Source organism: Nitrosomonas sp. GH22, assembly GCF_009833115.1.
Lineage (GTDB): Bacteria > Pseudomonadota > Gammaproteobacteria > Burkholderiales > Nitrosomonadaceae > Nitrosomonas > Nitrosomonas eutropha.
The window spans coordinates 1-20,553 of sequence record NZ_QRCA01000008.1; the positions used below are offsets into that span (position 1 = coordinate 1).

Below are 20,553 nucleotides of genomic sequence, written 5' to 3' on the forward strand. Positions count from 1 at the left end.
AATCAAAAAGAAAAAAATACATAGTCGGATCATTCGTACAGGAATACTAAAATAAGTTTTATTTGGTGAATAGTAATCCCGATTCTTTTATTTGTCTTAATTATCAATAGGATAATGATATGATCAAGAATAATTATTTTAAATTTATTATGATAAAGCTAGCTACCACGGTAAAGATGAATATTGCAATTCTAGGATTTGGATTGGTAATTCTGGTGGCGCATCCCACTGCTGTGTTTGCACATGCTGAACTAGTTAAAGCTGAGCCTGCGCGCAGAGCTGTTCTTGCCGATCCTCCGCAACAAATTAGGTTATGGTTCAATGAGGAAATTGAGGCAGATTATGCTTCGCTTTCCTTGCTTGATGCGAATAATAAAGTTTTAACGGAAAAAAAACCTCTTGCACATCCAGATGATTCAAAATCTATCTACCTGGAGCTGCCGGAATTAGCAGAAGGTCGGTATACAGTTAAGTTTAGGGTGTTGTCAGTAGATGGGCACGTACTGGATTCAGAATATAAATTTACAGTTAAGAAAAATAAAATTAAGTAAAAGTAATGGAAGTTGTTGCGATACTCGCTCGTTGGTCACAGCTTGTTGCTAATCTGGTATTGCTTGGCAGTTGTACTTATCTCGCGGTAGCGGGCGCAAGGAAGGAGTTATTTAGTAATAACTGGATCCTACGTTTAGAAAAATTATTTCCATTGTTGGCTTGTATAATTTTAATTGGTCTCGTAGGGATTTTGGCAACTACTACGGGAAAAGCAACAGGGATTGAATCAAACGTATGGAAGCCTGATGCATGGATAAAAATTGTCCAGCATACCAATATGGGGCACATGTGGGCAGTACGTGCGGTATCAGCTTTGCTTTTGCTGGGTGCTGCTACATTTGTCTCGCTAAAACGTGAGCGGGCCAGATGGCATTACGTCATGGTTGCAGGCTTGGCATCTCTGCCTTTGATAGCTTCTGCTATGGTAAGTCATGCTGGTTCAGACGAGAATTTCTTGTTTTATGCTCCTGTTTATGTCATGCATATTTTGATGGCTGGAGTGTGGTTTGGTGCGCTGCCGGCATTTTTGTTTATTATTTTTGATCGACGTAATTGTGAGGAAAAGGGTACTCAACTGGTTTTGAATGTAGAAAGCCTTAAGAAGTTTTCTTTCATTGCTTTGCCCGTTATGACTGTAATTATATTAACAGGCCTGGTTCTGACAGATCGGATGGTTGAGAATTATTATCATGCACTGGTTGCGAGCACTTATGGCTGGGCATTGATCATCAAAATTTCTTTATTGGTGGTTATTTTATTGATAGCTTTCCAGGCACGATCAAAGTGGCTTCCTTCATTTGAACGAGTTTGTGATTCGATTAATTTCTCCGAGCTTAAAAAGGAAAGTGAACGGAAGAATTTCCTATTTTCAAAAGTAATGCATAAAGCTGTTCAGGCAGAAAACTATGATTATGATGGGGATGCTGCCAATATTGGTGTGGAAAAATTAAGGAAATGGGTTCGGATTGAATTTTTATTCGCATTGTTGCTTGTATTGTTTGCAACAATCCTCTCCAACTCTGTGCCCGCTAAACATGCAATAGTTGAAAATTGGCCTTATTCATTCCGCTTCACAATAGAGGGAACTTTGGGAGCGGGGACATGGAAAGATCCAGGTGTTCAGTTTTTTCTGGTATTGGGAGTCATTTTATTTGTTACAGCGATTGGTTCATTCTTGCTGGGGATAAAAAAAAACAGGAGTCCCAGAAAACATAATATGGTGACAATGGCGCTAATGTTAGGTTGCGCAGCTGTTACGTTACCCCAATTTGCTGTTGATGCGTTTCCTGAAACATATCGAAATACACCAATTCCATTTGATGCAATTTCAATTTCGAATGGAACAGCTCATTTTTCTGAATTTTGCTCCACTTGTCATGGGCCGCAAGGGATAGGTAATGGCATTCTTGCTAAAACCTTACCGAAGATGCCTACAGATTTACTCACTGATTTATATACATCGAGACATCTTGCTGGCGATTTTTTTCATTGGATAAGTCATGGTATTAAAGAAGCAGGCATGCCTGGTTTTTCTGAAAAGCTAGAGGAAGAGGATCGATGGGATATTGTTAATTATATTCGAGCAATGTCGAGTGGCTATCAGCTAAGGTGGCTGGGTCCCATTGCTGCTTCGTATAAACTCTCAACGACACCACCTGATTTCCAGTTTACAACCTATACTGACACTACTGGTACTCTTAAAGAATATCGACAAAATAAAAATGTTTTGCTGGCATTTTTTAGCTGGCCCAGTTCTTTAGAAAGATTGAAAGAGTTGAGCGAAAATTACGAAAAATTTAGAAACTTAAATACTGTTATACTCGCCATTCCTTTAGATGAATACAGTGAAACAGCAATAGCTGACTTTGCTGCCAATAACTCTATTGAAGTGGTAAGGGATGGATGGCTTGAAATAAAAGATAGTTACATTTTATATAGGCGAACCCTTAAATATCCTGATATTCTAGGAAAAGGTAATATACCTGATCACATGGAATTTCTTGTTGATCGGTTTGGCTTTTTGCGTGCACGATGGATACCTTCGATGGATCAATCTGGCTGGGATAACCTGGTGTTACTTACTGATCAACTTCAGCAACTTAATCAGGAAAAGGAGATATTGCCACAGCTGCATAATCATGCACATTAATTCTATCAAGAGAGACTTCAGAAAGAAGAGTTTTAGTTGGCCTATTTAAGTAGGTTTAATAATAAAATTGTAGAGCTTGTAGAGCAATTTTTAACTGTGAGAGGGGGTGGTATGAAAAATTTTCTAGTCGGTGTTGTTTTTTCTGGTTTGATTGTTTTGTTGACTGGTTCAGCGTGGGCACATTCACATCCAGGTGAGGATTCAAAAGTAGTAAAAGGAGCGCATGGCGGGCAATTGCTTGCAACAGGTCCGTATCACTTTGAGTTGCTGGCTAAGGATGGTGAATTACGTTTGTATATTACTGATCAAAACAATCGTGATCAAATACTTTCTAAGGGCGGATCAGCAAAAGCAAATATTTTTGATAAAGATGGAAACAAAGTTTCAATAAAATTGACGCCTATATTTGCAAATTTCATGAAAGGAACAGGCGATTTTAAAATTACTCCCGAAACAGTAATATCTGTTTTCGCAGTACCAGAGGATAATAAAACATATACTGCTCGATTTACATCGTTAGTTCAAGGAGCGTCTGCCGACACTAAAGAAGAAGAGGCACATGAACACCATCATGGAGATGCTGAGGATGAAAATGCCACTGAGCATGAGCATGAGCATGAACACGAATCTTCTTCCGAAGAAAGTGAAAGCAATACCGAAGAAGATTAAGAATATTATCATTCGTACTGCTGAGTTCTAACTTAGAATTAAAAAAGTAAGAAAAAGCAGGATAATTTAAATTATCCTGCTTTTTCTGTATTTTCAGCTCGAATTATCTTTGATAATCGTTACTCACATGAGCTTTATTCAGTTTTTATTGAATCTCATCTCTGCAAACCTGCGATAACACACGCATGTTTTCTAGTAGATCTTATTGAATTATTCGACAATTTGAAGCAACCTGTATCATAAAATGACAGCTTGGTTGATATTTCGGGCAGTTAGTCTTTAAGGTTAATCAGAAAGCCAAAGTTTTTCTGTGAGCATCGCCTGATTTCCATCTGTAGTGTCTTACTTGATTCAATTATTAGTTGAGCGAATTTTTATTTATAGTAATAAACTGTATTAAATAATTGGTGTTTTCTAAATATCTTCTGATGTTTTGTATCGTTAGGTTACTATCAGTATCCTCGTGATTTGATGTAGTTTTACTTGTTACACTGATTCCCTCATCTTACCCCCTTGCAATGCCAGATAAGCGGCTAGTGATTCAGATTGAACTGTTGAAGCGCTTTTTAACCTGGAATGGATCCCACTGGACATCCTTTATAATCATTATTGTTGTTGGTGGATTGGCTGCTATCTCAGCTTCATTAATCCCATTAATAGCAGGGCAATTATTTACTCAAATATTACCCGGAGGTAACCGGCAGTTACTGCAATCACTTCCTTTGATATTGGTGGTACTCTTGTTAGTAATCGTTATCGCCAGTTGGTCAGGATATTATGTGATTCATCGCTTGCTTGACGGGCTCATACTGGATATACGTGTGGAAATATTCAAGAAATTACTGATATTGCCGCCAGCTTGTTCCGATCTTCCTGCTAACACAATTTCCTTATACTTCTTCAAATCTATAGAAAAGCTATATCGCAATGCTATCTCACTTGGAATCTGTTTATACAGAGATTCCCTGATTGTAGTCGGATTATTTTCAATAATGATCTGGCTGAATCCGGATATATCCTTTTTGATACTAACAGTGCTGGCTGCAGCGCTTTTAATCAGGCAAATATTTTATGCGAATACTTATCAGCGAAGTATGCTGGATCAAGAACAACATGAAGTTTCCAGAGTGATATCCAAAACACTGCGACATAGCAGAGTTATCTTCTTGGATAAAGGTTATAAACAAGAGGTTGAGCGTATCCGAAATATGTTCAGGCAATTACAACTTACTTTACTGAGGCAGATCTATCAGACAGGACTACTGGAATTATTGGCCTCCATTTTCCTGATAGGGATACTTACAGGGATTCTTTATTATTTTTTGCAACAACTTGTTCTGAGCCAATTGACTGTAGAGGACGCTGTTGCATTTTTTACGGCAGGGCTGATGCTTGTTTTTCCGTTGAAGCGATTGTCTCATATCAATTTGTTACTGCAGCAATGTAATGAAGCATTGCACGTTATTTTTTCATTGTTGGATCAGAATTCTGAAATGGTTGTTGAAAATACTCTTGCTGTCCGGGTTGAACGTGCCAAGGGTAAGCTGCGGCTTGAGAGTGTTAGTTATAAGGATTATCAGGAAAAATCTTGGTTACCCTACTTTAACCTTGAAATCGCTCCTGGAAAGAAAATTGCATTAATAAATCATGATGCTCGTATTAACAAACTATTTGCCGATCTTGTTTGTGGTTTCGAGCAACCATCAACCGGCAGAATTTTGCTGGATGATAAAGATATTAGTCGGATAAGCCATGCTGAATTATGTGGCAATATCGCCTGGATTACTCCAGATGAAGATCTTTTAATTGACACAATTGCAGCAAATATTGCCTACGGCAGTTTACGTTGCAGTAAGGAGATAGCGATTACTACAGCAGCACATGCTAGTCAGGCAATGGAATTTATCTGTAAGCTGCCACATGGTCTGCAAACGAAGCTCAAGAAATGTAACGATGTGCTTTCCGATGACCAGCGCCAGCGCATTCTTATTGCCCGAGCGCTATTAAAGGATCCCGGTATTATTATTCTGGATGAAAGTATTGCCTGTTTCGATACTGATAATCCTTTCTTGATGCGCGCGCTGTGCGTATTACTTAGTAATCGCACAGTTCTGATTCTTTCGGCGCGCCCTGCAATACTTGATCTTGCTGATCAGCTGTTAGATCTTGGGAACCTGGATGCATTATCTATGATCAGCCAGACTTCAGTTAGATAACATCTATTTTTGATGATGTTGCATTAAGGTAAACATGTCACTGATATAACGAACAGCATAATTATGATTATATTGGCAACGTTAGGGGTATTTTGAATGAAATTTCTTTTTGATCTTTTTCCGATAATCCTGTTTTTCGCCACCTACAAAATTTACGGTATCTACAGCGCGACAGCGGTTGCCATCGTCGCTACTTTTGCTCAAATTGGCTGGGTGTGGTTGCGCCATCGTAAGGTTGACAATATGTTATGGGTGAGTCTTGCAATCATTATCGTTTTTGGTGGTGCAACGCTCATCCTGCAGGATGAGACTTTTATTAAATGGAAACCTACCGTGCTTTATTGGTTATTTGCTGTCATTCTCTTTTTGGCACACAGTTTTTTTGGAAAAAATCTGATCCGAGCTATGATGAAGGATCAGATCAAGTTGCCCGAACCGGTATGGGTGAGGCTCAATATCAGCTGGTCAGTTTTTTTTGGTGCGATGGGGGCTCTTAATCTTTATGTTGCCTACAACTATTCGACTGATACCTGGGTAAATTTCAAATTGTTTGGCTTCATGGGGCTTATGTTTGTCTTCATTATCCTGCAGGCTCTTCTGTTGGGAAAATACATGGAGAAAAATGATAACCAGAAAATATAATTATGATGTACCGTTAAATTTATGATTCAACAGGCAACCAGACGGCCTCGGACTTCAGCTGTTGAATCAGATTTTTTCGCTGGTAGGTTGATCCGCTGGCAGCTTGTATACGGGCGACATTCCCTGCCATGGCAGGGAATCAGTGATCCTTATGCTATATGGATATCCGAGATAATGCTGCAACAAACACAGGTCAGTACGGTTATTCCATATTACGAGCGTTTTATGACTGTTTTTCCAAATATTGCACCACTTGCCAGCGCGCCGGTTGAAGAAGTGCTCACGCTATGGAGCGGTTTGGGTTATTACTCACGCGGACGCAATTTGCACCGGACAGCACGTATGATAATGGAGCAGTATGGTGGCGCGTTTCCGCAGGATATCGCTACACTTCAACGATTACCAGGGATAGGCCGTTCTACCGCAGCGGCCATTGCTGCTTTTGCATTTGGTAAGCGTTGCACGATTCTTGACGGAAACGTCAAGCGTATTTTGATCCGTTACTTTGGTGTTAACGGGCACCCAGGTGAAAGAATGATTGAAGAACAACTGTGGCAATTGGCGGAAGATCTGTTGCCTGTTGAAGAAGATCATAAAACTATAGCATCCTATACCCAGGCACTAATGGATCTTGGAGCGCTGGTCTGTGTGCGTACCCAACCACGTTGCGAACATTGTCCGTTGCAGGCTGATTGCTATGCATATCAGAATGATCTGACGGCTGTTTTGCCTGTTCCCAAGCCCAGGAAAACGCCTCCTATCAAAGAAATTGTACATTTAATCCTCCTGAATCAAGGCCGTATTTTGCTAAAGAAGCGGCCGGCTTCCGGTATTTGGGGTGGATTGTGGTGTTTCCCGGAAACTTCCATTAATGAGGACAGTGTTGATTACTGTAAAAAGAATTTACATCTACAGGTGTTAAAATTTGCTGAGCTTCCTCATTTGCAACATACGTTTACGCATTTTAAATTGATTATTCAGCCGCAACTCCTGCAATCAATAATGTATCTGCCAGAGTATGAAGAAAATAGCGAGGAAAATGACTTTCTTTGGATGACAATTGAGGAAGCTTTGCAACGGGCGATCCCCGTTCCTGTCAGAAAATTGTTGTTAATGACCCAACCCTTACTCCAATCTTGTCATGAGTAACGTAACTTCCCAGCCTTGGAAACAGCAGCAGCGTACTCATCTGCGCGAATTACGCCAGCAGATCCCAGCAGCACAGCGCGTTCTCTGGAGTGATGCAATTACCGCCGCACTGACACAAGGCTTTCCTATCCTTGAGAATCAGCGGATTGGTTTTTATTGGCCGCATCAGGGTGAATATGACCCAGTGCCAGCCATGACAGATTTGAGAGCGCGTGGCGCCACTCTTGCCTTGCCAGAGGTAATCGGTAAAGGAGAGCCACTCAGGTTCATCGAATGGTGGCCGGGAGCGCCAATGAAAAAGGATATTTACGGAATATCGTTCCCCGACAATACCCGGGAAATCACTGTTGACAGTATTATCATTCCACTGCTTGGTTTTGATGAACAAGGTTATCGTCTTGGTTATGGCAGCGGTTATTTTGATCGCACACTCGCAACGATGAATCCGCGTCCGCTCGCTATTGGTGTGGTATTTGAGATGCTGCGCCTGCCAACGATTCATCCGCAGCAACACGATATTCCGATGGATTATATTGTGACTGAACAATCTATTTTGTGCAGAACAGATGCTGGCCTTATGCCGCTGACGGTTTCCGATTGTGCAGCCCGAAACAGCTTTGTCCGGGATTAGCTGGTTTTTTGTTTCTGGTAGTGAATTCGGAGAAGATCTTTCAGCTTACTTAGTTACCACTCCCCCAGCGGGGCATCAGGGTATGTGTTACACCAAGCTGGTCGAGTATACGTGCAACGATAAAATCAACGATATCCTGAATGTTCTCGGGTAAATGGTAAAAGCCGGGATTGGCGGGAAGTATCACTGCGCCGCTGCGAGCGAGTTTCAGCATGTTTTCTAGATGGATAACAGAGAAGGGTGTTTCCCTGGCAACCAGAATAAGTTTGCGCTGTTCCTTCAGCATGACATCTGCCGCACGTTCTATTAGTTTTTGTCCTAAACCGGCTGCCACAGCGGATAGAGTACCCATAGTACAGGGGCAGATTACCATGGCATCAGCCGGGTTGGAGCCGGAAGCAACTGGTGCAAACCATTCTTCCCGACCAAAAATTCTGAGCAGGCCTGGCTCAATATTGAAATAGCTATTCAGGAAAGCTTCTGTTTCTTTGGGACGAGGAGATAGTGTCAGGGCCATTTCTTGTTGCGCCACAATTTGAGCAGCTTGAGAGTAAAGCAAATAAACTCGATGACCTTGCTGCAGAAGTATTTCCAGCAGGCGAATACCGTATGGCATACCGGATGCGCCAGTCAAGGCAATCGTAATTGTTTTCTTTTCGCTCATATTTTTCCGGGAAGATTTTGAAGAACGGCTGCTCGGTTATGTTGTGCCGGAATCAGGCTTGAAGTACACAATTACTGCTTGTGAATCGTATATTTTATCTGGATTTGCTTTGTCATAGCCTGTTCTTTTTCCAGAGTTTTCATATAGAAGCAAGGTAGTTATATGGCAGATTTTTACTTTACACTTCATTCAGTATGAGGATCGTCGAAGTGCTCTGCGGTATTCCCATTCATTTCTGATTCATGTCGGCGGACAAATTCCTGGGTACTGTCAATTCCCCGGAGTTGCAAAATATAATTCCGGACTGCTGCTTCTACCAATACTGCCAGATTACGGCCGGCGGCAACTGGAATAGTCACCTTGCGGATACTGACATTCAGAATAATTTCGTTGAGGTTACTCAGTGGCAGTCGTTCATAAGCATTAATACTACTGCCAGCAGTTTTTTCAAGCTGCACGATCAGCTTCATATTTTTGTGTCGCCGAATTGCAGTTTCTCCGAATATGGTACGAATATTCAGCAATCCCAGTCCGCGTACTTCAAGAAAATCTCGCAACAGCGGCGGACACCTGCCTTCCAGCGTTTCAGGGCCAATACGGCGTAATTCGACGACATCATCTGCAACCAGGCCGTGTCCGCGGCTGATAAGCTCCAGAGCGAGTTCACTTTTACCAACGCCACTCTCTCCGGTGATCATGACACCCATTCCAAGTACATCCAGTAATACACCATGCCGACTGATAACGGGCGCCAGTACTCTCACAAGATAGGTTTGCAATCCCCAGATAATCTCAAGGCTGGCAATTTCTGAACGAATCAGCGGGATAGAGTGTTCATTCACGAACTGTCTGATGGAATACGGGATTGGCGCACCGTCTGCTACGATCAGACAGGAAAGTTGACTTCTAGCTAGTTGATTTAGCCTTTTTTGAAGAGAAAAATCATCAAGCTGTTCAAGATATTTGACGGATATCTGGTTCAGAACCTGTATCCAGTTGGGATGAACAAAGTTGAGATGACCGATCAGTTCCTGTGTTGAGCTGGCGATCAGGTGATTCTCAAGCCGCCTGTCTATGGCAGGCGGCGGTTCACCCCATTGCAGACATAATTTTTCCTTGTTTTCTTCAAATAGTTGTTTGACGCTAACCTGAGACATGTTCAGGCGTCCACTCGGAGATGAGTTGATGAATTTCTTTAGCACTCCGGCCATGGCGCAGTTTTTCGCGGAAGCTTTTATTACTAAACATTTGTGCTAGTTCGCTCAGTATCATCAAGTGCTGATCTGTTGCTTTTTCCGGCACCAGCAAGATGCAGATAATACTGACAGGTTGGCCGTCTGGAGCGTCGAAAGGTATAGCTTCCTTCATTCTGACCAGCGCTGCAGCTGCTTCGCGCAGTCCCTTGATCCGGCCATGCGGGATGGCGACTCCCTGACCAAGCCCGGTTGATCCGAGTTTCTCACGTGCGAACAAGCTGTCAAAAACCTGGCTGCGCGCAATATGCAGGGTATTTTCAAATAACAGACCAACTTGCTCAAATACACGTTTCTTGCTGGTCACATCCAGATCAATAATAATGTTGGATTCCGGCAATAATTGAGTAATGAGATTCATGGAGATTCAAACCACTTTAGGAAATTAGGCGGTGTTTTCTTCTTATTGAAAACGGGACTGTTTTTTTATATCACTCACTATATATGTGCCCAACTTGCTGATGTTCCGTAGGTCATCTTTTCCGCTGCGCGGGCAACATGGCTATAGTTGGCTGTTGATTAGGTACGGTCCCATTTTTCGAGATTTTTCTGGCATTGCTGCTGCAGTTCTTTACAAATATATGAGGAGAAGTGGACGGGTTTATTCGGGCTGTTCAAATTCCTGATCTTTCAGCCCACCCTGATCGTTGCGCTGTCTAATATTTTTTTCCTTATGCTTAAGGATCTGGCGAGCCAGCTTATCTGCCAGACTATCAATTGAAGCATACATATCGGTGCTATCGGCCTCGACAAAAATCTCTCTACCTGGTAAGTGAACCGTGGCTTCAGCCTTTTGTTTGAGTTTATCCACGGAAAGGGTCACATTGATAGCCATGATATTGTCAAAGTGGCGTGTGCTCCTCTCGATTTTGGACGTAACGTAGTCACGCATGGCAGGTGTGATTGCCACGTGATTACCGGTGAGATTCAAATTCATTATTTCTCCTTATGTGAGAGAGTCGTGTTCAAGGGTATCATGGAAAACTCTGAAAGTATCTGTCTGGCTATACCGACCTGAAATCAGGTTTCGAGTACACATATGCTATTTGTGAACTGTACTTTTTCACCTTGATTTGCTTCATGGTAATCAGCTGATTTTTTCAGAATTTTCCTAGGGTATTTTACGTAAATTAGTCGGGGGAATATGCATGAACTCCCGATATTTTGCAACAGTACGGCGAGCAACAACAATACCCTGCTGCGCGAGTATTTGTGAAACTTGACTATCATTAAGTGGCTTTTTTCGATCCTCATTCTGGATCAATTGCTTAATAAGTCCACGAATAGCTATGGCTGAATGTGCTTCACCCGTTTCAGCGGGAATATGGCTTCCAAAGAAATATTTGAGCTCAAAGATACCGTGCGGTGTCCGCATATACTTCTGGGTTGTGATACGAGAAATGGTTGACTCATGTAATCCAAGAACTTCGGCAATTTCACGCATAACAAGGGGGCGCACAGCTGTTTCGCCATGCTCCAGGAATGCTTGCTGGCAATCAATAATCGCCTGACTGGCCCGGAGTATGGTAACCATGCGCTGGTCGATATTTCTGATCAGCCAGCGGGCCTCTTTCAGTTGCTCCATCAGTGGTCGGATTGCTTCATTACGATTCTGCTTCAGAATGTCGGCATATAAATGGTTAACGCGCACACGCGGAACTGAATCGGAATTGAGCTGTGCCACCCAGCCTCTAGCCGATTTGGTCACAATCACATCAGGAATGACATAACGTGCTGTTGTTGCGTTGAAATCATCGCCAGGCTTGGGATTGAGTTGAGTGATCAACTGGTAAACTGACTGTAAACAGGTTTCATCACAGCCAAGAACTTTCCTGAGCAATGGGAAATTTTTGGCAGCGACACTTTCCAGGTGCTCATTGACCAGTTTGAGTGCTTCCGTTCGTAGTGGCGTTGCATCCGGCAATGCTGAAAGCTGTATAGACAGACACTCCCGCAGATTGCGTGCTCCCACGCCGGGCGGATCCAGTTGCTGAATATAAGCAAGGGCTGACTTCAGGTCCGTGATGTCGATTTCCAGTTCAACCGGAAGTAACTTGGCAAGCTCTTCCAGATCCTGAGTAAAATAACCATTATCGTCCAGACTATCCACCAGCAGCGCGGTAATTTTCTTTTTTCGTTCGCAACGTTGCCTCAAGCTGATTTGCATGAGCAGGTGTTCACGCAAGCTGGCGGGTTTGCTAACCAGGCGAGAATAGTCCTGATCATACTCCTCATCATCTTGTCTACGTGTGTCTAAAAAAGCCCCCTGATCTGAATACAATGAGTCATCTAGCCAGTCGTTCGATATTTCAGTGTTTTCTCTAATATCATGGGATTCATTAGCTTCTGCTGTAGCAGATAAATCTGATGATACTAACGAAGAATCTTGTCCTTCAGTTTCAAGTTTTTCTTGATCGATATCTTCATCCAGCTCAAGCAAAGGGTTTTCTTGGACAATACGTGAGATTTCCTGGTTGAGTTCAAGTGCAGATAGTTGAAGCAGCTGAATTGATTGTTTCAGTTGCGGTGTCAGTGTAAGGCCGGTAGAAAGCTTGAGTTGCAGAGTCGGCTTCATATTTTTCAGAGCCTGAAATGCTCCCCCAGATAAACTTCCCGGACACGTCCGTCATTGATGATTTCAGCAGGGACTCCACTGGCAAGCACGGTTCCTTCGCTGATGATATAGGCACGGTCACAAATCCCCAGTGTTTCTCGCACATTATGATCTGTGATAAGTACACCGATTCCGCGTGATTTGAGAAAACCGATGACTCTCTGGATATCCATAACGGCAATTGGATCTACTCCAGCGAAGGGTTCGTCCAGCAGGATGAAGCGCGGCTGGGATGCCAGTGCTCGTGCAATTTCTACACGCCTGCGTTCACCACCCGATAGGCTCATGCCTAGGCTCTCACGCAGATGACCGATATGCAGGTCATGTAGCAATCCGTCCAGATGCCGCTGCATTTCATCTTTCTGAAAGTGTTGTAATTCTAGTACTGCAAGAATGTTTTCTTCGACCGAAAGCCGACGGAAAACTGATGCCTCCTGGGGAAGATAGCTTAACCCCAACCGGGCGCGCTGATGAATCGGCAGCTGGCTCAGATTGTGTTCATCCAGAAATATTTCCCCTCCGTTCAATGGAACCAGTCCAACCACCATGTAGAAACAGGTGGTTTTGCCTGCACCATTAGGGCCAAGCAGACCAACAACCTCGCCGCTGCGAACAGAGAAAGATACATCCATCACGACGGTGCGTGACTGATATTTTTTTTTCAGATTTTCAGCTCTTAATTCACTCATAAGATGACCCGGAGTGGCGATATACAGTGGTAAATATATTTTTTGATAGTTTTATTTTTCTGTTTCTGCGTCAGGTTGTTTCGCTTTTGGCTGAATCACGGCACGTACCCTGTGATCAGAATTTTTATCATTTTCCGCTTGAGGCTGGCCAAATACCTGAAAAAAGTCGCTTGCTATATCGTAGGAGATATAATCCCCTTCTACTTCATCGGTGCCGCGTTTCAGTCGCGCGCTTCCAAACAATTCTATTTTGTCGGTTTTGTTGTCATATTCTGCGCGTCGGCTCCATGCTTCAACGTACTCATCAACGCCATCACGCTTTTGACGATAGCTGACCAGATTGCCATAAGCTGTAGCGTGCCGGTAACCCGTGCTGTCCTCCTTCATCACGACTTTATCTGCACGAAGAATAAGCGTTCCCTGGGTCAATATGACATTCCCGGTAAATATGCTGGTACGAAACTCCCCTTTTTGCTTGTAATCTTCGACAGTTGCGCGATCGGCTTCCAGATGAATTGGCTTATCGCGATCTGCGCGTTCAGCCAGGGCAGTGGCTGAGAAAAACATGAGAGACAAGCTTAGGAACAAACATTGAGATTGCATAAACCGATAGATACAAAAAGTAAAATAAGAAAACCAGAAGAATCAGAATCCGTGTTGGTGCGGCATCCTCTAGCGGGATGAGCGTGGTGTACGTTCGTCATGTGCTTTGACCCGGGACTGCATCAAAATCTCACCGGTCCGATTGTTCATGAACAACCCTACGGCGTTGAGAACACTGTTCATTCTGATCACGGTAACTGGTCGATCGGTTTTGGCGATATCAGTATCCGGAATAAGGTGTAAAAAATCAGTCAGCATGGTTACCTTGTCTTTGTCCAGATCTTCTCCCCTGATAATAGAAACGTTTTCGGTTAGGAAAATATCATCTCCATCTTTAGTCAGCTCAGCCCAATCAGAAGTCACTCTGAGCAGTGGTTTATCCGGTTCTATGCTGGTAAAGCGTACGTGCTCCAGCTGCGTTATGTCTTCTGTTGAGTAGTGGATCAGTTTGTCAGCTGAGAAAAAACGATTTCGTTCAAATTCATGGTTGACCTGTATCCCGTTAAGATTTTCAATGATGTAGTCTATCTCTTGCTGCAAATCGTTGCCCTGCTGCAGGCGCGGGCGCTGCAGGACGCTGTCCAGCCAGAGAGTAAGCAGAAGCAAAATAACCAACCATATGGACGGTCTTGAAAATAATGAACGTGTCATGTTAAGACATATTACGCATAGACTTTATGATGAATATGGATTGTTTCTCCGGTCATTCCCGATCAAACAGTATAGTTAAAAACAGACAACACACTGTTAATGCGCTGTTTTTAGGAATTATAGCAGAGTCCCTTTTTCACAATAGTTGTCGCATTCAGAGCCAAGTATCTTTGTTTTCGGCGGGTATTGCAGAATCTGCAGAACAGCTTTTTAATTTGCACTTTTTGCTTGAATAAGTATCTTAATGTGATTATGGTCATATTTCACGATAAATAAAGCTGGATTGATTATGCAAGCAAACGCAATCGATTTTGAGAATTACGAATTACTGCAAGATGAAGTATGTACGCAACGGATCGTTGCAGCTAAACAGAAGCTGGGAAAGCGCGCCATTATATTGGCACATCACTATCAGCGTGCAGATGTTTACCGGCATGCCGATCTGACCGGAGACTCACTTAAGCTTTCTTATCTCGCCGCGCAGACAGATGCTGATTTTCTGGTGTTTTGCGGGGTGCACTTCATGGCAGAGGTAGCGGATATTCTTTCCAGCCCTGAACAAACCGTCATCCTGCCTGATCTTTCCGCAGGTTGCTCTATGGCAGATATGGCTAATCTCACCAAGGTAGAACGTGCTTGGCGTGAACTGACAGAAGTGCTCGACCCGGATGAGGGGGTGACACCAGTAACTTATATCAATTCCAGTGCTGATCTAAAGGCCTTTTGTGGACAACATGGTGGTATCGTTTGTACTTCCAGTAACGCTGTAAAGATTCTGCAATGGGCATTTGACCGACGTGAAAAAGTACTGTTTTTCCCTGATCAGCACCTAGGTCGTTGGAGCGGATACAAGATGGGGCTATCGTCGGATGAAATGCCAGTGTGGGATTTTGATGAACCCATGGGCGGATTGACACCAGAACAGATTGAAAAAGCCAAAATCCTTTTATGGAAAGGGCATTGTTCCGTTCACCAAATGTTTCAGCCGCAGCATATCCTTCGCTTTCGCAACCAATATCCGGATGGGTTGGTTATTTCACATCCGGAATGCAGCTTTGAGGTGTGTAAGGCATCTGATTTTGTTGGATCGACCGAGTACATCATCAATACCATCCGGGCAGCGAAAGCCGGTACTCGCTGGCTGGTCGGGACGGAATTGAATCTGGTTGGTCGCATTGCTGAGGAGTTCAAGTCCGAAGGCAAAATTATTCAGTTCATGTCGCCGATGGTATGTATGTGTTCGACTATGGCGCGGATCGATCCACAGCACTTGGCCTGGTCACTTGAAAATCTGGCTGAGGGTCGTGTGGTTAATCAGATTAGCGTGCCGGAACCACAGGCCAGTCTGGCCAGGCTGACGCTCGAAAAGATGCTTGAGGTCTCGAAATAGTATCGATGGTGAAATTGCCGGTTTTGTCTGCGGATACTGACAGGATTGCTTCTCTGCCAGGAAACGAAGCAATGCGTGAATCTAATCGGACATTACATATCGCAACTTATAACATTCACAAGGGGCTGTCGTTTTTTAATCAGCGTGTGGTATTGCATGAATTGCGTGACTATTTGCGTAGCCTGAATGTCGATATCATTTTTTTGCAAGAGGTGATCGGGGAGCATACGCTGCATGCCAGCCGCTTTCAGGATTGGCCGAAAGATGCTCAGTATGAATTTTTGGCGGATGCAGTGTGGTCGGATTTTGCCTATGGAAAGAATGCGGTTTATAACCATGGCCATCACGGCAATGCCATTCTCAGCCGCTTTCCCATATCAAGCTGGGAGAATGAAGATATTTCGGCACACCGATTTGAAAGTCGCGGATTGTTACATTGCGAGCTGGCCATTCCCGGATGGAAAGACGCGTTGCACTGCATCTGTGTGCATCTGGGGCTGTTTAAGCGTGGAAGGTATCGGCAGCTGGAGGCCATAGAGCGCCGCATCCGGCAACTGGTACCGCCTGATGCACCGCTCGTACTCGCGGGAGATTTTAATGACTGGCGTGGTGTGGCAAATCAGGCTTTGGCCAGTCGCTTGAATCTGGTTGAGGTTTTTCAGTATACGCAGGGTAAGGCGGCGCGCAGTTTTCCATCTGTTTTGCCGTTGCTGCGTCTGGATAGAATTTATATCCGTGGTTTTCAGGTAAAAAATGCCCGGATTTTTCATAATCGCCCCTGGTCCAGAATTTCAGACCATGCTGCGTTGTCGGCCCAGATTATGCGTAAATGAGTTTGCCTGATTTTGTCGAAGGAAACTGTATAACACTACTGCATTCCGGCACGGAATATTTCCCGGTGCTGGAATCGGCCATTGATTCGACCAGGCAGGAAATTTATCTCGAAACTTATATTTTTCAGTACGATACAACCGGTATCCGAATTGCTGAAGCGCTTAAACGGGCAGCACAACGCGGGGTAGCTGTCCATCTGTTGATTGATGGGTTTGGCTCGCTCGGCCTGCCCGGGAAAGTAATTCGGGAGATGCTTGCAGCAGGTGTGCGAGTACTGATATATCGGCCGGAGTTTTTTTCATTCCGGCTCAAACGCTCCCGCTTGCGTCGTATGCATCGCAAACTGGCGGTTATGGATGCCAGTTTGGCATTTGTGGGAGGAATTAATATTGTCGATGATTGCTACGAATCTGATGCGTTATTTCCACGATTCGATTATGCTGTTCAAATTATCGGTCCGCTACTGGAAAAAATTCATGCTACAGCAAGGCATCTGTGGATGTTGGTTGCATGGGTTTATTTCAAAAAGCGCTGGACAAATTATTTTTCTGTTGTCAGCAATAATCTGCCGGCAGGCCATCAGCGTGCATCGTTGGTTATCCGGGATAATCTGCGTAACCGGCGTAGTATTGAGCATTGCTATCTCAGGGCAATAGCGGTTGCTCGCAAGGAAATCATTATTGCCAATGCCTATTTTCTTCCCGGGAAGAATTTTCGGCAGGCGCTGATCAAGGCCGCACAGCGTGGTGTCTCGGTTATCCTTCTGCTACAGGGGAAATCGGAATATCGCTTGCAATATTACGCCATGCATGCCCTGTATGGCCACCTGCTGGATGCCGGTATCCGTATCTACGAGTACCGACAAGGGTATCTGCATGCCAAAGTGGCAGTTATTGACGGCTCCTGGTCTACTGTTGGTTCTTCCAATATTGATCCGTTCAGTTTATTGCTGGCACGTGAGGCCAATGTCATTATCTTAGATCGGATATTTGCAGCGGGATTACGGGGCAGTCTGCAACGGACATTGGAAGTCTCTTGTCCGGTGTTACAGCATTCCTGGAGAGGCCGGTCACGAATTAAACGTTCGCTGAACTGGATATGCTATTACTTCATCCGGATGGCGTGGGGATTGCTGGGATACCGTCGAGACTAAGATCCCTTGACCGCTTTAATACGATCTTGTCGCATACTCGGATACGGAATAACCAATGCCCGATTGCCATTTTCTTTTGTGGGCCAGTGTTTCATCAAAGTCTAATTTGTTACCAGGTGTATAATTTGTCGTTCACAGGTATTGCATCCAGGCATGATCCGTAAATTTCTGCATCATATTTTTTCCTTCGGCTCTACAGTTTCTGTTACAGCTGCCCCGGCATTCCGGGCCATTGCATGTGAGCGGCATGGAATTTCGCGCAGCAGCATTAGTGCCGGTTCGCTGAAAGTTGCACTGACTTTACAGCAAGCAGGTTATTCTGCCTATATTGTGGGCGGTGCCGTCCGTGATCTGCTGTTAGGGCTGAAGCCCAAGGATTATGATATTGTCACTGATGCCACGCCCGAAGAAGTGCGCGCAATCTTCCGTCATTCACGCATTATTGGTCGGCGTTTCCGGCTGGTGCACGTCATGAGCAAGGGAGAAACAGTGGAAGTATCCACTTTTCGCGGTAAGGCGGCTGATGATCTGATTCAGTCTGACAAAGAGTGTGCCTATATTGATGCCACCGGACGGTTGTTGCACGATAACTTTTTTGGCAGCCAGGAAGAGGATGTAAGACGTCGTGATTTCACTATCAATGCCTTGTTCTATAATCCTGCTACAGAAGAGATTATTGATTATCTAAGTGGTTTCGAAGATGTCATGGCAAAGCGGTTGAACATCATCGGAGATCCTGAGCAGCGTTACCGGGAAGATCCGGTACGGATGTTGCGGGCAGTGCGTCTTGCTGCCAAACTGGGTATTCAGATCGATGACAGGACAGCTGCACCTATTGGTGATCTTGCGCCATTGTTACTGAATGTTCCAGCGGCACGCCTGTTTGACGAGATGCTGAAGCTATTGTTTTCTGGTCATGCACTGACAGCTGTGATTGATCTGCGAACGCGAGGATTGCATCATGGGTTACTGCCGATGCTGGATGTAATTCTGGAGCAGCCTCTGGGTGAACGATTTATTTCTCTGGCACTAAAAAATACAGATGAGCGGGTGCGGCAGGGTAAACCGGTTTCTCCCGGATTCTTATTTGCAGCGTTATTGTGGCATGAAGTGTTGGCGGTATGGAATATTCATCTGAAGGCGGGTGAAAAAAATATTCCCGCATTATTACATAGAGCGATGGGCGATGTTCTGGCGGCTCAGCGCCGCCGATTGGCCATTCCGCGCAGGCATGATGGCGTTATTTATGATATCTGGTCCTTGCAGCCAAGGTTTTTGGCGCGCGCAGGTCGTAAGCCATTCCGCCTGCTGGAGCATCCACATTTCCCTGCTGCCTATGATTTTATGCTGTTGCGGTGTAAAAGCGGAGAAATCGACGAAGAGCTGGGGCAATGGTGGCAAACATTCAAAAATACTGATAATGCTGCCCGGGAAGCAATGTTGCTGCAGGAAGCACCGACAAAACGTCGCAGAAAACGTCGCCGTAGCAGTCAATCGGAAAGTGTAAAAGTAGACTCTCCCGTTAATCAGGATATTTCATGACATCTGATTTTCATCCTGAATCTATCAGCCGTATTTTTATTGCATTAGGCAGCAACCTGGAAAATCCTTTGTCTCAGGTCAGGCGTGGAATACTGCTGTTAGCCGAGCTGGAACATTCACGTCTGGTAAAACGTTCTTCGTTTTACCGTACTGCCCCGATTGGCAATACCGATCAGCCCGATTTCATCAATGCGGTAGTACAGATGGAAACAAATCTGACACCGCATCACCTGCTCGATATTCTACTGGAAATCGAGCGTGCTTGCGGTCGTGTGCGTACTTTTCCTAACGCTCCGCGCATCCTTGATCTGGATATTCTGTTATTTGGAAACCTGCAACACAGTGATACAAAACTGGTGTTGCCACATCCACGTATGCATGAGCGCGCTTTTGTACTGCAACCCTTGCTGGAAATCGCAGCAGATTGCGTGATTCCGGGAAGAGGCTCAGCTGCCGCTTGTCTGGCTGCGTGTACGAAACAACCATTGGAGTATATTGCATCATCATGAATCTTGAGCGCTGCCGCTATATTGTTGTTGAAGGACCTGTCGGTGCGGGTAAGACCAGCCTTGCCCGTAATATGGCAACTCGGTTGAACTGTTCACTTATGCTGGAGCAGCCGGAGGCTAATCCATTTCTGGAGAAATTCTATGAGGATACGCCCAGATATGCCTTGTCAACCCAGTTGTTTTTTTTGCTCCAGCGCAGGCAACAACTGCAATTGATGAGGCAGGAAAATGGTTTCTCACAATCTGTCGTGAGTGATTTTTTATTTGAAAAAGGTCAGTTGTTTGCAGCTGTTGCGTTGAGTGAACCCGAGCACGGGTTATACCGGCAGATCTGCGAACAGATGCCCCTCGATGCACCGGTGCCTGATCTGGTGATTTATCTGCAGGTTTCACCTGAAGTCCTCATTAAACGCATCCGGCAACGTGGCAATACGCTGGAACAGAACATATCTGAGGATTATCTGCGACGCCTGGCAGAGCGCTATATGCAATTTTTTCATGAGTACGATCGGGCGCCGGTCATGATCGTGAATAGCGAACATATTGATCTGGCGAACAGTATTGCCGATTTTGATCTGTTACTGACGCGCATTGACCAGATGCGCAGTGCACGTGAATATTTTAATGTTGGAGCCAGTTAACA

21 protein-coding genes are annotated in these 20,553 nt (G+C 44.5%); 13 read left to right on the plus strand and 8 right to left on the minus strand.

The annotated features are described in order from the left end of the window. The first annotated feature begins 119 nt into the window (after positions 1 to 119). The 7 genes from ABF86_RS01520 to ABF86_RS01550 all read left to right on the plus strand — a co-directional run bounded on the left by ABF86_RS01520 (position 120) and on the right by ABF86_RS01550 (position 8,008). Positions 120 to 551 (plus strand): copper resistance CopC family protein, encoded by a 432-nt coding sequence (locus tag ABF86_RS01520; protein WP_074685331.1) that lies wholly within the window; start codon positions 120 to 122, stop codon positions 549 to 551. Positions 552 to 556: 5 nt separating this feature from the next. Beyond that, positions 557 to 2,701, plus strand: coding sequence for a CopD family protein (locus ABF86_RS01525; protein ID WP_074685333.1), 2,145 nt, complete (start codon positions 557 to 559; stop codon positions 2,699 to 2,701). A gap of 36 nt (positions 2,702 to 2,737) precedes the next feature. Then, on the plus strand, positions 2,738 to 3,370 hold the full coding sequence (locus tag ABF86_RS01530; protein WP_240142185.1) for a hypothetical protein: 633 nt from the start codon (positions 2,738 to 2,740) through the stop codon (positions 3,368 to 3,370). 518 nt (positions 3,371 to 3,888) lie between these two features. After that, positions 3,889 to 5,586 carry an ATP-binding cassette domain-containing protein gene (locus ABF86_RS01535; protein ID WP_074685335.1) on the plus strand — a complete coding sequence of 566 codons (1,698 nt, stop codon included), beginning with the start codon at positions 3,889 to 3,891 and terminating at the stop codon, positions 5,584 to 5,586. 96 nt (positions 5,587 to 5,682) lie between these two features. Beyond that, on the plus strand, positions 5,683 to 6,228 hold the full coding sequence (locus ABF86_RS01540; RefSeq protein WP_011635303.1) for a septation protein A: 546 nt from the start codon (positions 5,683 to 5,685) through the stop codon (positions 6,226 to 6,228). Between the two features lie 21 nt (positions 6,229 to 6,249). Then, a complete protein-coding gene (gene mutY, locus ABF86_RS01545) occupies positions 6,250 to 7,377 on the plus strand; it encodes an A/G-specific adenine glycosylase (RefSeq protein ID WP_074685337.1) in 1,128 nt (375 codons plus the stop codon). After that, positions 7,370 to 8,008: a 5-formyltetrahydrofolate cyclo-ligase gene (locus tag ABF86_RS01550; RefSeq protein ID WP_074685339.1), complete on the plus strand. Its 639-nt coding sequence runs from the start codon at positions 7,370 to 7,372 to the stop codon at positions 8,006 to 8,008. The genes mutY and ABF86_RS01550 overlap by 8 nt, the downstream gene beginning before the upstream one ends. A gap of 49 nt (positions 8,009 to 8,057) precedes the next feature. Here ABF86_RS01550 and ABF86_RS01555 read toward each other — a convergent pair whose 3' ends face one another. The 8 genes from ABF86_RS01555 to lptC form a co-directional block, all read right to left on the minus strand. Beyond that, positions 8,058 to 8,672, minus strand: coding sequence for a flavin prenyltransferase UbiX (locus ABF86_RS01555; RefSeq protein WP_011635300.1), 615 nt, complete (start codon positions 8,670 to 8,672; stop codon positions 8,058 to 8,060). A 185-nt stretch (positions 8,673 to 8,857) separates the two neighbouring features. Further along, complete coding sequence (hprK, locus tag ABF86_RS01560; RefSeq protein WP_011635299.1) at positions 8,858 to 9,829, minus strand: HPr(Ser) kinase/phosphatase; 972 nt, start codon at positions 9,827 to 9,829, stop codon at positions 8,858 to 8,860. Beyond that, positions 9,816 to 10,286: a PTS IIA-like nitrogen regulatory protein PtsN gene (gene ptsN / locus ABF86_RS01565; RefSeq protein ID WP_011635298.1), complete on the minus strand. Its 471-nt coding sequence runs from the start codon at positions 10,284 to 10,286 to the stop codon at positions 9,816 to 9,818. The genes hprK and ptsN overlap by 14 nt, the downstream gene beginning before the upstream one ends. 240 nt (positions 10,287 to 10,526) lie before the next feature. Then, positions 10,527 to 10,862 (minus strand): ribosome-associated translation inhibitor RaiA, encoded by a 336-nt coding sequence (gene raiA, locus ABF86_RS01570; RefSeq protein ID WP_011635297.1) that lies wholly within the window; start codon positions 10,860 to 10,862, stop codon positions 10,527 to 10,529. Between the two features lie 174 nt (positions 10,863 to 11,036). Beyond that, positions 11,037 to 12,500 (minus strand): RNA polymerase factor sigma-54, encoded by a 1,464-nt coding sequence (locus tag ABF86_RS01575; protein ID WP_074456172.1) that lies wholly within the window; start codon positions 12,498 to 12,500, stop codon positions 11,037 to 11,039. 5 nt (positions 12,501 to 12,505) lie between these two features. After that, positions 12,506 to 13,228: an LPS export ABC transporter ATP-binding protein gene (gene lptB, locus ABF86_RS01580; protein WP_011635295.1), complete on the minus strand. Its 723-nt coding sequence runs from the start codon at positions 13,226 to 13,228 to the stop codon at positions 12,506 to 12,508. Positions 13,229 to 13,279: 51 nt separating this feature from the next. Then, positions 13,280 to 13,795, minus strand: a complete 516-nt coding sequence (lptA, locus tag ABF86_RS01585; RefSeq protein WP_240142186.1) for a lipopolysaccharide transport periplasmic protein LptA — start codon at positions 13,793 to 13,795, stop codon at positions 13,280 to 13,282. A 105-nt stretch (positions 13,796 to 13,900) separates the two neighbouring features. Continuing rightward, the gene (lptC, locus tag ABF86_RS01590) at positions 13,901 to 14,482 is read right to left on the minus strand and encodes an LPS export ABC transporter periplasmic protein LptC (protein ID WP_074456173.1); all 582 of its coding nucleotides are present in this window, start codon (positions 14,480 to 14,482) and stop codon (positions 13,901 to 13,903) included. 289 nt (positions 14,483 to 14,771) lie between these two features. Here lptC and nadA point away from each other — a divergent pair, with 289 nt between their 5' ends. The 6 genes from nadA to ABF86_RS01620 all read left to right on the plus strand — a co-directional run bounded on the left by nadA (position 14,772) and on the right by ABF86_RS01620 (position 20,551). Continuing rightward, the gene (nadA, locus tag ABF86_RS01595; RefSeq protein WP_011635292.1) at positions 14,772 to 15,872 is read left to right on the plus strand and encodes a quinolinate synthase NadA; all 1,101 of its coding nucleotides are present in this window, start codon (positions 14,772 to 14,774) and stop codon (positions 15,870 to 15,872) included. 71 nt (positions 15,873 to 15,943) lie between these two features. Further along, a complete protein-coding gene (locus ABF86_RS01600) occupies positions 15,944 to 16,705 on the plus strand; it encodes an endonuclease/exonuclease/phosphatase family protein (protein WP_011635291.1) in 762 nt (253 codons plus the stop codon). After that, positions 16,702 to 17,859, plus strand: coding sequence for a cardiolipin synthase ClsB (gene clsB / locus ABF86_RS01605; protein WP_074685341.1), 1,158 nt, complete (start codon positions 16,702 to 16,704; stop codon positions 17,857 to 17,859). Before ABF86_RS01600 ends, clsB begins: the two co-directional genes overlap by 4 nt. Before the next feature lie 153 nt (positions 17,860 to 18,012). Next, the gene (gene pcnB, locus ABF86_RS01610) at positions 18,013 to 19,401 is read left to right on the plus strand and encodes a polynucleotide adenylyltransferase PcnB (RefSeq protein ID WP_074685343.1); all 1,389 of its coding nucleotides are present in this window, start codon (positions 18,013 to 18,015) and stop codon (positions 19,399 to 19,401) included. Beyond that, positions 19,398 to 19,910: a 2-amino-4-hydroxy-6-hydroxymethyldihydropteridine diphosphokinase gene (folK, locus tag ABF86_RS01615; RefSeq protein WP_074685345.1), complete on the plus strand. Its 513-nt coding sequence runs from the start codon at positions 19,398 to 19,400 to the stop codon at positions 19,908 to 19,910. Before pcnB ends, folK begins: the two co-directional genes overlap by 4 nt. Further along, positions 19,907 to 20,551 carry a deoxynucleoside kinase gene (locus ABF86_RS01620; RefSeq protein ID WP_074685347.1) on the plus strand — a complete coding sequence of 215 codons (645 nt, stop codon included), beginning with the start codon at positions 19,907 to 19,909 and terminating at the stop codon, positions 20,549 to 20,551. Before folK ends, ABF86_RS01620 begins: the two co-directional genes overlap by 4 nt. Positions 20,552 to 20,553 lie beyond the last annotated feature (2 nt).